Origin of the sequence: Methylophaga marina (assembly GCF_030296755.1) — a bacterium.
GTDB lineage: Bacteria > Pseudomonadota > Gammaproteobacteria > Nitrosococcales > Methylophagaceae > Methylophaga > Methylophaga marina.
In genome coordinates this window covers 2,875,570-2,889,374 of record NZ_AP027741.1, presented here as the reverse complement: position 1 = coordinate 2,889,374, position 13,805 = coordinate 2,875,570, and the positions used below count along the sequence as shown (strand labels likewise).

13 protein-coding genes and 1 pseudogene are annotated in these 13,805 nt (G+C 43.0%); 5 read left to right on the top strand and 9 right to left on the bottom strand.

Features of this window, described 5'->3' with window-relative positions; genetic code table 11:
* The first annotated feature begins 298 nt into the window (after nt 1–298).
* Nucleotides 299–1,570 carry a cation:proton antiporter gene (locus QUE24_RS14645; protein WP_286304524.1) on the top strand — a complete coding sequence of 424 codons (1,272 nt, stop codon included), beginning with the start codon at nt 299–301 and terminating at the stop codon, nt 1,568–1,570.
* 139 nt (nt 1,571–1,709) lie between these two features.
* On the opposite strand, the gene QUE24_RS14640 is transcribed toward QUE24_RS14645, so the two are convergent.
* From QUE24_RS14640 to QUE24_RS14610, 6 genes and pseudogenes are all read right to left on the bottom strand, one after another.
* Complete coding sequence (locus QUE24_RS14640) at nt 1,710–2,021, bottom strand: DUF3861 family protein (protein WP_286304523.1); 312 nt, start codon at nt 2,019–2,021, stop codon at nt 1,710–1,712.
* A gap of 192 nt (nt 2,022–2,213) precedes the next feature.
* Complete coding sequence (locus QUE24_RS14635) at nt 2,214–2,678, bottom strand: DUF2059 domain-containing protein (RefSeq protein ID WP_286304522.1); 465 nt, start codon at nt 2,676–2,678, stop codon at nt 2,214–2,216.
* A 31-nt stretch (nt 2,679–2,709) separates the two neighbouring features.
* Nucleotides 2,710–3,111, bottom strand: a complete 402-nt coding sequence (locus QUE24_RS14630) for an NUDIX domain-containing protein (RefSeq protein ID WP_286304521.1) — start codon at nt 3,109–3,111, stop codon at nt 2,710–2,712.
* Nucleotides 3,078–3,338 (bottom strand): NUDIX hydrolase N-terminal domain-containing protein, encoded by a 261-nt coding sequence (locus QUE24_RS14625; protein ID WP_286304520.1) that lies wholly within the window; start codon nt 3,336–3,338, stop codon nt 3,078–3,080. Before QUE24_RS14625 ends, QUE24_RS14630 begins: the two co-directional genes overlap by 34 nt.
* A gap of 51 nt (nt 3,339–3,389) precedes the next feature.
* Nucleotides 3,390–4,468, bottom strand: a pseudogene (locus QUE24_RS16015) (hypothetical protein).
* 128 nt (nt 4,469–4,596) lie between these two features.
* Complete coding sequence (locus tag QUE24_RS14610) at nt 4,597–4,992, bottom strand: GFA family protein (protein WP_286304517.1); 396 nt, start codon at nt 4,990–4,992, stop codon at nt 4,597–4,599.
* A 201-nt stretch (nt 4,993–5,193) separates the two neighbouring features.
* Here QUE24_RS14610 and QUE24_RS14605 point away from each other — a divergent pair, with 201 nt between their 5' ends.
* Nucleotides 5,194–6,882: a glycoside hydrolase family protein gene (locus QUE24_RS14605; protein WP_286304516.1), complete on the top strand. Its 1,689-nt coding sequence runs from the start codon at nt 5,194–5,196 to the stop codon at nt 6,880–6,882.
* A gap of 53 nt (nt 6,883–6,935) precedes the next feature.
* Here QUE24_RS14605 and QUE24_RS14600 read toward each other — a convergent pair whose 3' ends face one another.
* The 3 genes from QUE24_RS14600 to QUE24_RS14590 all read right to left on the bottom strand — a co-directional run bounded on the left by QUE24_RS14600 (nt 6,936) and on the right by QUE24_RS14590 (nt 11,096).
* On the bottom strand, nt 6,936–8,597 hold the full coding sequence (locus QUE24_RS14600) for an OpgD/OpgG family glucan biosynthesis protein (protein ID WP_286304515.1): 1,662 nt from the start codon (nt 8,595–8,597) through the stop codon (nt 6,936–6,938).
* A gap of 279 nt (nt 8,598–8,876) precedes the next feature.
* On the bottom strand, nt 8,877–9,311 hold the full coding sequence (locus QUE24_RS14595; protein WP_286304514.1) for an OsmC family peroxiredoxin: 435 nt from the start codon (nt 9,309–9,311) through the stop codon (nt 8,877–8,879).
* A gap of 117 nt (nt 9,312–9,428) precedes the next feature.
* A complete protein-coding gene (locus QUE24_RS14590; RefSeq protein ID WP_286304513.1) occupies nt 9,429–11,096 on the bottom strand; it encodes a GGDEF domain-containing protein in 1,668 nt (555 codons plus the stop codon).
* A 240-nt stretch (nt 11,097–11,336) separates the two neighbouring features.
* Between QUE24_RS14590 and QUE24_RS14585 the strand changes: the two genes are divergently transcribed.
* The 3 genes from QUE24_RS14585 (at nt 11,337) to QUE24_RS14575 (ending at nt 13,782) form a co-directional block, all read left to right on the top strand.
* On the top strand, nt 11,337–12,404 hold the full coding sequence (locus QUE24_RS14585; protein WP_286304512.1) for a TIGR03790 family protein: 1,068 nt from the start codon (nt 11,337–11,339) through the stop codon (nt 12,402–12,404).
* A gap of 338 nt (nt 12,405–12,742) precedes the next feature.
* Nucleotides 12,743–13,468, top strand: a complete 726-nt coding sequence (locus QUE24_RS14580) for a 3-deoxy-7-phosphoheptulonate synthase (RefSeq protein ID WP_286304511.1) — start codon at nt 12,743–12,745, stop codon at nt 13,466–13,468.
* A gap of 38 nt (nt 13,469–13,506) precedes the next feature.
* The gene (locus QUE24_RS14575) at nt 13,507–13,782 is read left to right on the top strand and encodes a hypothetical protein (protein ID WP_350226594.1); all 276 of its coding nucleotides are present in this window, start codon (nt 13,507–13,509) and stop codon (nt 13,780–13,782) included.
* Nucleotides 13,783–13,805: the final 23 nt, after the last annotated feature.

The window sequence follows — 13,805 nt, the reverse complement described above, 5'->3', positions numbered from 1 at the left end:
ATGTATCTTCAAAATTAGTTTTTACAGGCCACTTGATTAGGATTAAACTTACTGCGATTTCTGAACGGCTGGTGAAGTTCAGAGCAGAAGTAGTATGGTTCCACGTCTCAATTTGTTTGTTAGCAAATTCCAATATTGGCGTCACTTCTATCATAGTATGGCGCTGACATCGTTAGTAGGACTATCTGTGTCATTGCCAGCTCTTCATACCATCAGTTTTATCACTATTTAAGTACTGTTCTCACAGTGGCGTTGGGTCGTTTGCTCTGAAAACAGATCTTAAAATTTGGAGCAACCCATGAACGCTTGGTATTTCCTCTGCTTTTTATCGGCGGTGTCGGTATTTATTGCTTTTGCTAATCAATACTTGCTCAGGTTGCAAACCACTATAGCTATCACCACAGGCTCTGTGGCCATGTCTCTGCTTTTAATCGCCTTGATTAAGTTTGGTGGCAACGATCTTGCCACGTCTATCAGTGATGCCTTCGAGGGATTGAACTTTAACCTCTTATTATTGAAGGGGATGTTAGGATTCCTGCTGTTTGCAGGTGCCTTGGAAATTGATCTCCACCTGTTGCGTCAGCAGCGCTGGGAAATCACTATCATGGCGTTATTTTCCACGCTACTCTCCACGGTGTTGATTGGCTATGCCAGCTTTTGGGTGTTAGGACTCTTGGGCTGGGACTTGCCATTGATTTACTGCATGTTATTCGGTGCCTTAATTAGCCCAACAGATCCCATTGCTGTGCTGGCCATTATCAAAAAAATGCATGCACCAGAAAAAATATCGGTGCAGGTGGAAGGCGAATCCCTGTTTAATGACGGAGTGGGCCTAGTTGTTTTCACGACTATTTTTGCCTTAGCTTTCTCTGGTGCTGAGCCGACTTTTTCTGGCGTTGCAGAACTATTTTTAGTGGATGCTGTAGGCGGTATTGTGTTCGGTGCCGTACTGGCTTTTTTAGCTCACTGGTGTATCTGTAGAAGTAATGATTCCAGTATCGAATTACTCATTACTCTCTGTATTCCCAGCGCTGGTTATGCTCTGGCGAATGTGATTGATGTATCCGGTCCTTTGGCCATGGTTGTCAGTGGTATTGTGATTGGTAATATCACACGAACAGTTGGATTCTCTGAGCACAGCCAGTTCACCCTATCTCATTTCTGGCATACCGTTGATGCTTTCCTAAATGCCCTTTTATTCCTGTTAATCGGTCTGATGCTGGTGATTTTACCAGTCAGCTGGACAGAGATTGGATTAGGACTGGTCATGATTCCACTGGTACTACTTGCCCGTTTTGCCAGCGTTGCCTTGCCATATATCGGCTTCAAACGGTTCCGCAGCTATGACGCACATGCCATCAAGATTCTGACTTGGGGTGGTTTGCGTGGTGGTCTTGCTCTGGCCATGGCCGCATCGACACCCAAAGACGTGCTATATATCAATGGCGTTGATTATCACACTTTGTTGTTAATGATGACGTATGTGGTCGTGATTTTCTCTATCGTTGTACAAGGCTCAACAATTGCGCCACTGATTAAACGTAGTATAGAAGCGCAGAAATCAACTTAGATATGACACGGCACGACTTTGACTCCGTCGTGCCGTGATTTACCTACCCAGCTTCTGGCTTAGAAGCTAGCATCCGTTAATTGAATTATTTACTGAATAAGCTGTTAAGTTTTCCAGCTTTCAGATGGTATGTCTCAGCCTAACCGTAGTGGCTACGGACATCAGGTTCAGAAGCGTGTTTGAGCAAATCGATAAAGTGGGTGAGAAATGGTCGGAAATCAGAGAAGATAGCTTCGTGTTTCCTTTCTGTGACAGCATCATTCAAGAGCGTTAATGCTGAGGCCAAGGAGGTAGCAGATTCGGTATTGAAATCCCCTCTCTTTTGCAGAGACGCTGCCATCTGTAATAACTCATCCTGATTATCAATGTGAAAAGACAGTGGTGAAAGACTATAAATAGTCGCTTGATCATTTATGTTCGGCTGCAGCATGACTTTCATTGGTTTATTCATCAGCAATGACTCCTTAGGTGTCGGCTTAGTGCTGATGAGATTTCCTGTATTACTGAAACACAGTCAACCTCATCTTTACGCAAGAGTATTGCTAAAACCCAGTTAAGGCTGGGTTAAAACTGAAAAAAATGTAAGGTCAGTGCATTAACATCAAACCCACTAACTCATATCAAACCGGCTCACTAACAGGAGCTACTTCGCTTCTTTTTTGAGGCGCTCAGCTTCCGCTTTAATCATCGATTCAAGTTCACCAATATGCGCCTGAACGCGCTTAGCACCAATTTCTCCGCCCTGACGCATAAGTTGAGGCATCAATTTAATCGCTTTTTGTCCGGTTTTACTGCCATAAAACTCACGAATATCTGTTAATTCCTGTGCAGTAAAAGCATCGGCATAGATACGAATAATGTCCGGTTTTAAGCTTTCATAACTCATATATTTACTGAAAAATTCCTTCATGACAGAGCGAAATGGCGACAAGGAAGGGTTATTATTGATTTGCACATCTAACATTTGCTGCATTGACTGCTCAAGTGCCGACTGCATACCAACGGCATCCATTAGTTTCGCCGCTTCTTTTTCTGACTCGGTATCAGCAAGCGTTATCTGTGTGCTGGCTAACAATAAGGCCAATGTGCATATTTGTATAAATTTCATTTTATCTCCATGGGTAAAAATTGGTGTTTAATTAATCAAACAAAGTCGGTCTTGAAGGGTCACATAGAAACTCCCAGGCATGTTCGATATCTGAGACAATCACCCTGCCTTGAGATAAGGGTGGGAGATCATCGATAGCAAAATAGCCGACATCATCCGTTTCCATTCCTGCTTTGATCTCCTGTTCTGGCATAGCCTCACACAAGAAAAAGAGCTTATAGAAATCCCGAATATCTGGCTTATAGTCACCTTTTGCTTTATGTCTTACTGCATATAAATGTGAGGCTTTGACCAAAATACCCGCTTCTTCATACACTTCTTTTTCAGTATTTTCTGCCGCTGATAATCCCAAGTCGGCATAACCACCAGGTAAACTCCACAAACCATCCATTTTCTCTTTCACGAGTAAGACTTGTTTCTCTTTGAAAACCACACCTCGCACATCAATTTTGGGCGTAATGTAACCGCCATCATCCACATCAGGGCGGAATAAATTTTCAATGGCAGCAAGGGGGTATTGGCTAATGAAGCAAGCAATTGCTGAGCTAAGCCTGAAATATCCCGATAACGTTCCAGGTCATATTCGTTATGACTAAACTCACGGCCTGTCTCGGCAATGGCATGTATACGTTTTACAGCTTGTAGCCAGATATCTTCCATCCGCCTCTCCTTCCCATCACTCATTTTTTTATGCCAACACGACTGATACGGCTAGCCACCAGAAGGTATACCAAACATGAAAACACTAAAACAAATCAGCGCGATCAATGTAAAAAACACACTATGCCACATGACTTTCTTTTGATAAGCCAGTATCGCTGCCACCAGGCTTTGGATGAAATAAAACAGAGCAAAAGCACGCGAGGCATAAGCGATAATCTCATTCACATTTGTAGCCCATGTCAGCAAAACAGTCACCAGGGTAATAGCAATATAGACGTACCGCACGGATAGTTTATGTTGCAAAATATCCTGAACCAAACCACCGGCACCAGAGGTGTCAGCAACAGCCGCACTGAACTGACTCCCCACAGCAGCAATCGATATCAGCATTGGTAAGACTACCGCTACCGGCAACATAATATTGGTAATCGCAGTAACATCGGCATCTAATCCGGAATGGAATAAGACGGTGGACAAGCCAATAAACAATAGATAGATAACGGCTGAAGCTAATTGCGCCACTCGCATTGTTTGAATACGCTCATCAGCCGAATGCTCAGCCTGCAAATAGCACGAGGTTTCAAAGCCTTGCACAACAATCAATAACCCCAGCAAGACACGAAAGTCATCCAAATTAATTGCAGATGAAATGTCGGGTAGCTGCCACTCTCCCCGCTCAATAAATGAATGTTGTAAACCAACAAGGCAAACAACAATCCCACAATCATGCCCAAGTTCAAACTGACAGCATAGGTTTCAACTTTCTCCAATTCCCCCAGTCCACGCCAAACACCGATACCACCAATAAGGATGAGCAAACTGCTTGTGATGACATTAGCGTACATTTCATCATCAATCCCCATTGCTTTGAGAACAAAGGCAGCGAGTAATTGCAAATAATAGGTGACAGAAATGAAATAAGCGGCAGCTAACACAATTCGTGATATGAAAGCAATATTTTGAACAGTACCCTTTTCGTGTTCTATAGGCTCAAAATGACGAATATTAAAGCGAATAGCATGACCCACGGCATACGCTAATAACAACAGTAAAGCCATACAGAACACAGCAAAATTACCGACAGTATTCGCCAGCAATGGTGCGCTAATCAGAAAACCACTGCCCATAATCGATGCCAGCGGTGTGACAGTTGCTTTCCAACAGGAAGAACTTCTCAGTCGTTTAGAAAAAGCGAGATATAACGCCACCGCCAAAGCGATAATAATGATCGAGCTATTGAGTATCATCAAAAAAACTACGGACGTTGTGGAAACTGAGGCAAGTCATCACAAATCTGATGCCATGGCGCTTTTGAACTCACAAAGATGTGTGCTTGTACTTGGATATCTACCGCCGTATCTAGTGTGCCCAAACGTAGGCGTATGAGCTCAGGCATGCTGGCTCGTTTGCTGTAAAGTTGTGATCCACAATGCTGACAAAAAACGCGAAAAACACCAGGTGAAGATTCATATTCAGCTATAGCAGCCTGACCTTTCTTGAGTTTAAAATGTTCAGTCTCCACTGCTGCATTGATAGCGTAAGCTGAGCCACTGGCTTTTCGACAATTTTCACAATGACATATCATTGTGGGCCCAAGTTCTGCTTCAATCTCATACTGTACAGACTGACACAGGCAGCTGCCTTGCAACATGAATAACCTCTAGATAGTAATTGAATCACAGCGAATATCGGTGATCCGCTGTAGACGTTCATAAAAGCCTAGCTTACACCATCCCCTTTTCTTTCTGAATTGAAGATTTCCATTATTTCTTTTTATTCACGGATAGTTTTCAGATTTTACCCATCCAAGTACGCAACGATGATCAATTTATGGCTTTAAAAGGAGATAGGTATGATGAGATTTGTTATGAGTGTGGTGCTCACTATTTTGTTTATCCCACTAGTGCACGCCGACCAAGCTAAAACAAAATTAGAGAATGAAGCTTTACACATTGATCATCAGACTTTTCGAACGGAAATCGTTAACTATGTGAGAAGTGTTGCTTTAGACAAGGAAGATAACTCAACAAAAACAGCGCTGGTCGACATAGAAAACGCGTGGCGTAATCATTATCAACAAACGCACTGGCAAATTCACATCAGCAGCTACCACAATGGCGTGCAGATTGGAGCTGGCAACGCAGAAGGTCCATCGCTGACGGATGTACTGCAACAAGCCACGAAGTCTTCGTTGGGTGACACACTGATTACATCAAAAACAGATCTAGATGATTATTTTTTCAAAATCAGTTTTTACTATCACCCTAACCACGTCTACGCCATGGTCAATAATCAGGAGCAGGCCTATGAGATTCAGGGGGATCGCGTCATTGTCCGCCATGTCGACAGAGAACGTGTCAAGACACAAATAAAACAGAGTAAAGCGTATTTGCTACGCGCGATTAATAGAGACTACTCAGGCGTTTATAAATTTTATGATGCCGATCAAGATACTTCTGAGAAATTGCTGCGGACCACATACTCAGCCACGACACTCAATACGCTCATTCGTTTAAATCAATTTCAAAAAGACATTGAGTTACAGTCATATTTTGATGGAATGGCACAATTTTTACTCGATAGACAGTTAACTTCTGGTCCCAATGCCGGCGGCTTTGATTATGGTGTCGATCCGCAAACAAACGAAGAAACCTGTCGTGTAGTGGTCGGCACCACATCAAAAACGCTCTTTACATTATTACAGTTACATCAAATGACACCGGAGGAAGAAAAATACTTTAAAGCCGCTCAATCTGCTGGTGATTGGCTATTAAAAATGATTCAGGAAGATGGCAAAGTGACCCCTGTGGCAGAGTGCACAAATAACGAGTGGACCTACTCCGATAAACAATCCATTCTCTATTCAGGCCAAGTGGTCTCAGCGCTCTCACGGCTCTATGCCATTACAAACAAAACAAAATACCTCGATGCGGCCAAACTCGTAGCCGGTCATTTAATACGTGATGTCGGATTACATGGTGCACTGGTAGGTGATGACTACCGTCCCGCTAACTCAGTTTCATCAAGCTGGATCATGATGGCATTAATCGATCTGGCCAAAGTAGACCCCACACCGGTCTATAAAAAAACCATTCTACAAATTGGTGATGTGTTATTGGAACGCCAGATCAACCAGGCAGACGATGCTTATAACCATGGTCGTTATCTTGATGCGATGACCACCAGTGGTAATGGCTGGATCAATGAAGTTATGGGGGAAATGGTACCGTTTTGTGAGCAGCAGAACCTCGGCAACTGTGACCAATATCGCGATGCAGTTCGTAAAACCAGTCGCTGGTTATTACAAAATACCTATAACGAAAATAATACTTATGCGCTTGCTAATCCCAAGCAGGCTATCGGTGGTTTCATTAATAACTTCACCACACAAAAAGTCAGAACAGATGCCGTCAGCCATGGTCTGAATAGCTTACTGAGTATGCTGGAAAATGAACCCGAAGACGTAAACGTTTTCATTGATTTACCAGAACGTGATCTGGCTGAACTGATGCCCTTGCTTCGAGCAGGTGAAAATAACTAATCCAATAAATAAGGCGGCCATTGGCCGCCTTATTTCTATGCGTTTAATTTTATTTATGGATTACGCAAGTCGCGTTCATCTTGTGGCGGTGGTGTCCACTGATAAATCCAGGTTTCCGTCAATGGTTGACCATTGGCTTCTAAATACACACGAAGATTGATAGGGTCGGTTGTATTATCAGGTGGAACCACATCAAACATAGCACGATAACCATCAATCGCATGTTGTGGTCGAGCTGATGTGATTTCGACCTTACCGGCAGAAGTGGTAATGACGGGCTTAACATTTATATCATCGCCCAGCATAGATAAACTGCCACCAGCAAAGTCAATCACAAAACGTTTACTATAATATTCACGACGTTGACCAATTACACCGCCAATGCCTGTAAATGTGTCCACCACTTTGGCACGTTCTTGTTCAACAGGTGGCACACCTCCCCAATACATTTTATAGCTGTAAAGTAATTCCTCACCGGCTTTCACAGGTTGTTCTGGATTCCAGAAGGCAACAATATTATCAAAGGTTTCATCCATGGTTGGAATTTCAACCAGTTGAATCGATCCTTTACCCCAGTTGCCTTCAGGCTCAATCCACAGGCTGGGACGACGGTCATAAAATACGCCATCATCCTGATAATGATCAAAATTACGATCACGTTGCATCAGACCGAACCCTTTTGGATTGTTATCAGCATAGGCATTAAATCTAAGATGTCGTGGGTTGGTCAGTGGTCGCCAGATCCACTCTCCATTGCCCATATGTACTGACAAACCATCGGAATCATGAATTTCAGGCCGCCAATCCCAAGCAGTACGTTTGTCGTTTTCACCCACCATATACATACTGGTCAGTGGTGCGATGCCCAAACGTTCAATAGCTTTACGTGGGTATAGCGCTGCATCGACTTTCACTTTCAATCGGTCACCCGGCTGAATATCGAAGCGATAAGCCCCAGTAATACTCTCAGAGTCTAGTAAGGCATATACCGTCGTGATATCACTGCCAGGTTTAGGCTCTTCTAGCCAGAAATGGGTAAACATCGGAAACTCTTCGTCTCTAGGCAAAGCTGTATCAACCGCTAAGCCCCTTGCAGATAAGCCGTACTGCATTTCTTTACCTACTGCACGAAAATAGCTGGCCCCCAGAAAAGCAATGACGTCACGTTTCCAATCGGTATGAAATTGCATTCTGAAGCCTGCATAACCAAGATCCTCAGGCAAGGCTTTACCATCAATGCTTGTCTTACCGTAGTCAAACATCGTTGATGTGTATTCGATAGGTGTCGTCTCGCCATCTTTGAGTTCTGAAATATGCACCGGTGTATCAAAATATAAGCCTAAGTGAAATAGCTCAGCACGAAACTCACTGTCATCATCACGCCATAAAGCTTTATCTTTGTTGAACTGTAGCTGCTGATAATCATCCCAGCTCATACCTTTAATGCTCTCAGGTAACTCACCTTTATGACTAACATAGGCTTTTTCTGACAAGGCCCTTGCATAGCCTTTTAGCCAAGCATAGGTGAATTTTTCTCCTGAGGGAGGAGATACCGGATCCGTCATGGCAAAAACCGCTGGGCTAACAGCGAGACCAATGACTATTGAACAGCCAACGATCAGCTGACTGAATATTGTGTTAACTGATTTGGTCAGTGTTTTCTTATCATTCTTATATTTGGGGATTAGGTTCGATTCCATAAACTCACTCATCATTAACAATTCCTGACACATTAAATAGTGGTATTCAATTAAGTCTCTCTGTTCAGAACCAGCCTGAAACCTGACACTTAAACTTACCGATATTAAGTTCTACCTTGCAGCCACTTGAGTGTGCAATAACGCGCGTTAAACCATTAGATAATACCTAGCTTAAACACATATTATGTGAAGCTGCAGTTATGTCACAACACATAACTGTTCATGCATAAAAAAGGCCCCATTAACCGTTGATTATGGATTAAATGGAGCCTTTAAATGGTATTTGTCAGCTGACTATGCGGCGTTTAATGTGTATTCAAGCTCTATGTCTGCATTGAATAATTTACTGACGGGACAGCCCAATTTCGTTTCATGGGCAATACGGTCAAAGTCTTTTTCATCAATCGCTTTCACGTTCGCTGTTAAGGAAAGCTTTGAGCGGCTTATCTTAAAACCATCACCGTCTTCGTCGAGATAAATGGAAACATCCGTATGCAAATCGCCTTCTTTGTAACCTTCGCCTTCAAGGGCAAATGAGAGAGCCATGGTAAAACAGGCGGCATGGGCTGCAGCAAGGAGTTCTTCCGGGTTAGTCCCTTTGCCACCTTCGAAGCGACTGGTGAAACCATAAGGGTGCTCATTCAGTGCTGGCGTTTCTGTACTAACGCTGGCTTCACCTTTTTTGCCTAAACTTTTATAAATGGCTGAACCCGTTTTCACAATACTCATACTGTCTCCTTATATGAATTAAAAAACTTGATAAACAAATCACTCGCTTGTCAAAGACAAATCGACATTTATTTCATCAAGTGTATAAGTTGACAGTGATCACACCCGGAATAGTTCCTAAACTGACCTACGCTCTACCTGACAATTGTTTCTTCCCTGACCTTTGGCTTCGTATAACGCTTTATCTGCTCGCTTGAATACATCCTCGATAGTGTCACCTTTTTCAAAACAAGCTAACCCTGCTGACGCAGTAATCGGTACAGAGATACCATTATGCTGGAACTGTGTTTTTTCAATGGTCTGACGGATTTTATTCGCCATGTCCAGAGCCTGTTCTAAATCAATTTCAGGAAATAGACCAACAAACTCTTCTCCGCCATAACGTGCTATAAAATCCGCTTGTCTTGTGGAATCCTTAAAGATACGAGCGATGGTCTTTAACACTACATCACCTGCACTATGACCAAACTTATCATTAACGGATTTAAAATAATCGACGTCCCAAATGACCATGGTTAGTGATTTTTGGTAACGCGTCCAGCGGCTGTATTCTGTCTGTAGAACCTCAGTCAGCGCCTGTCGGTTCCAGATACCTGTCAGCGGATCCTTCATCGCCAATGCCCGAGCCTTACTGGTGGCCAATCGCAGTTCGTTAGCCTCAGACTCCATTTCATGTAATCGTTGCGTCAGTGCTTCAATTTGTTTTTGTGAATTGGCAAAACGGGTATTGTCAGCGTGTTGATAATGCGTGATTTGTTCATTGAGGTGATCTAGTCGTTGGCTGAGTAGATGTTTGATGTCTTCGAAGTTTGCCGCACTCTCAACATCTGTTCTCAGTCCGACCATGGTCTGTTCAACATCACCAGCTAACTTGTGTCGCTCTTCGTAGGCAGAGAGATCTTCTTGTACAACTTCGTATAGGTATTTATCCAGTGAGGTAATTTTTTTTGTTAAATCTCTAAGAAAGCTTTCATATTCTTTTTTCTCTGCCATCACCGATGAACTTAACTGACTGACTATGTCAGCTATGGATGAAATCGTTTTCGGGACATCCTCTGCTTTGAGACCATCATGAATTCTCAATCTGAGCTCTGAGGCTTTTGAGCTAAACTCTGTTGGTAAAGATAAACGCTCCAGTAGCTCGATCAGAAGCGCTTGAGGCGTGATAACCTTATCCTCTATCGCTTCTGACGGTGTAGTATCTGCTTTCTCATCGGATGTAGTAGATAGATTGGCGTGCGAAACGCGCGCTGTAATGGTTGTTTTATTAAGATTATGCTGACTTTGTTTATTCTGGAAAAATCTGGAAAACAGACCTCGTTCTTCATCCTCTTTTGGTGTTGAGGACATGCACTCATCAATCAGTTCAGTAAGTTCATCAAGCATTTGAGGTAAGGCATCGTCAGCTTTTTTTACAGCACGCTTTCGTAATTTCAGCACATGCTTTTTCTTATTTTCTGGCCAGTCAATCTTATCTATCAGACTAATCAGTAAGGTCGTTAATGTCGACTGAGAGAGTTTATCCTCATCCATACGACTGATAGCCGATTCGATTTCTTCAAGGATGCTTTCAACAAGCGTCTTATCTCTGACTGAGGTGCGAAGATGTTTTCTAAGCTTATCAAGCTGGTCATCCAACGCCATATCCAAACCATGTGAGACCAGTGCTAATCTGGAAAGACCGCGCTCAAGTAAGAGTTCATAGGCTTTTTGCTTATCTAAAGTCTGACTTAACTCCGTGAACTTTTCTTTCCACTTTTCTGCATCTTTATGATTGGTTTTCATATCCTTGGAAATACCTTTTCCAGCTTTTCGGGTTATTCTCACATACTAAACACGGTATTGAATGCACACAAGCATTTATATACCAAAGATAAACATTTATATGGCAGCGGTTATATTCATTAAACAGGCATAAACAATTTATGAATAACATGACTAAAGCGATGATGCTCACTCTCAATAGTTTTGATTGATTGCCCTAAAACACTGACATAGACTAACTATGAACTTTTACAGGTGAATATGTTGCTGTCTCCATCACACTTACTGACAATTGCTGGCTTGTGCTTGATGCTCACCGCCGCATCTCTAGCTAATGCCGCCACATCACTATCAGGAAAAAATGTCCTCATTCTCTACAAACAAGGGGATGCCTTATCTGAAAAGATTGCTGACTTCTATACTGAAAAACGCAGTGTGCCAGCCGAACAAATGCTCGGACTATCTATTGAGGAAGCTTCATCGACGCTTTCGCCCGAACAATTTGCAGTGATTGAGTCTCAAATCAAACCGCATTTGACAGAGAACATTAAGGTTTTGTTACTGACATGGCATGCCCCCTATCGCGTCGGCTGTATGTCACTAACCAGTGCATTGAGTCTGGGCTTTGATGAAAGCTATTGTAGTCATAACAAGCAGCGGCCATCGGGTTGTCACCCTACCGCAGACAGCCCTTTTTATAATGCTAAATCAGAACATCTCTGGCAAAACACTGATAGACCTTTGAGTATGATGTTGAGCGGACGTCATCTTATCGATGCCAAAAAACTGATTGAACGAGGCATCAGAGCTGATAAAAGTGCGCCTTCAGGTCATGCTTATCTTGTCCGTACACAGGATAATCAACGTAGCACGCGTTGGCGGATGTTTAAAAAAATTGCCGATATCTGGCCAGAAAGAAACGGCATAGAAATTCATTATGTTGATGACCGCAAACGAACAAAAGGCACCAGCATAAGAAATAAACGCGATGTCATGTTTTATATGACGGGCTATGTTCAGGTACCCGATATCAGTAGTAATCTCTTTTTACCTGGTGCGATTGCCGATCATTTAACTTCTGTCGGTGGTGCAGGCATCCACAAACAAGGGCAAATGAAAGCGTATCGTTGGCTTGAGGCTGGAGCAACAGGGAGTTATGGCACGGTAGTTGAACCCTGCAATTACCCACAAAAATTTCCTAATCCCTATATCCTAATTCCCAGTTATATGGATGGTGACACACTTATTGAAGCCTATTGGAAATCAGTTCAACAGCCAGGTGAAGGCATTTTTATCGGTGAACCTCTTGCCTGCCCATGGTGTCAATAATGACTGTTTCGAAGAAATCAGTTGGTTTCCAAATTTCACCAGATGAATTAACATAGCGTTATGAATACATTAACAACAACAGCAAAATCCGTTCTACTCTCCTTGACGCTGTCAGAGAGTGTTGTGATGTATTGGTGGTTTGCATATGGCTATTTTTATAGCCAAAAGCCGGCTCACCTCTAACACTTAAAATCGTTAAGGTAGTCCGGCATCATGCTGACTACCATTAAAAAAACCCCGGATGGTCAGTCAGCCAACGGGGTTTTTTAATGCGTAGAGAAATAACAGATGCACCATTTGACTCAGTCTCGTCCTGACTGCTTAAAAGGACCATTATCATGACCGCTTCTATCGATACGTTACAACATGAATGCGATTCGGAGAGCCTCAGACTACCCACACCTGCTGAGCTCAAAGCGGCCCTTCCTATCAAACACAATCTGGAACATCAGATAGCAGAACAACGTCAATCCATCCGGCGGCTACTTAACGATGCAGACGATCGACTGATGATCATTGTGGGTCCTTGCTCAATAGACTCTGAGGAAGCCGCTCTGGAATATGGTCGACGACTGGCACAACTCTCGGCTGAACTTAAAGACGAGTTATTCATAGTGATGCGTGCGTATGTTGAAAAACCCCGAACAACGCTTGGCTGGAAAGGGCTAGCCTATGATCCATTACGTAATGGTCAAGGTAATATGGCATTGGGTTTACACAGCTCAAGACGTATTTTGCTGCAATTAGCTGAACTTGGCTTGCCTATTGCTACTGAAGCACTTCATCCACTTGTCATGAACTACATTAATGATCTTGTGAGTTGGGTAGCCATTGGAGCACGTACTTCAGAATCACAGCCTCATCGCGAACTCGTCAGTGACTTACCCTGCCCAGTCGGCATTAAAAATGGTACCGATGGTCGTATTCACAATGCCATCAATGCTATGCGAGCTTCTTCAAGTCAGCACCACACGTTGACAGTCAATGGTGATGGTCAAATTGGTATGAAAAATACAGCTGGAAACATAGACACACATCTCGTTCTGCGCGGGGGAATGGACTGACAAACTACGATAAAGAGTCGATAGAACAAGCCATATCTTTGCTCTTATTCAATCAGTGTCGCCCCAAGGTTTTAGTTGACTGTAACCATGACAACTCGCTCAGACAACATCGCAAACAAGCGACTATTTCACACGATGTCATTGACCAACGAATAGCAGGCAATGTCAATGTGTTGGGGCTAATGCTGGAGAGTTACATTGAGGACGGTAAGCAGGAAGATGGTCATCCCCCCTATTTGGCCAATCTATTACTGATCCATGTCTTAGCTGGGAGGACACAGAGAATTTATTGGGATCCTTACATACAAAATTAAAGTCAGGACGTGCTTAATAAAGG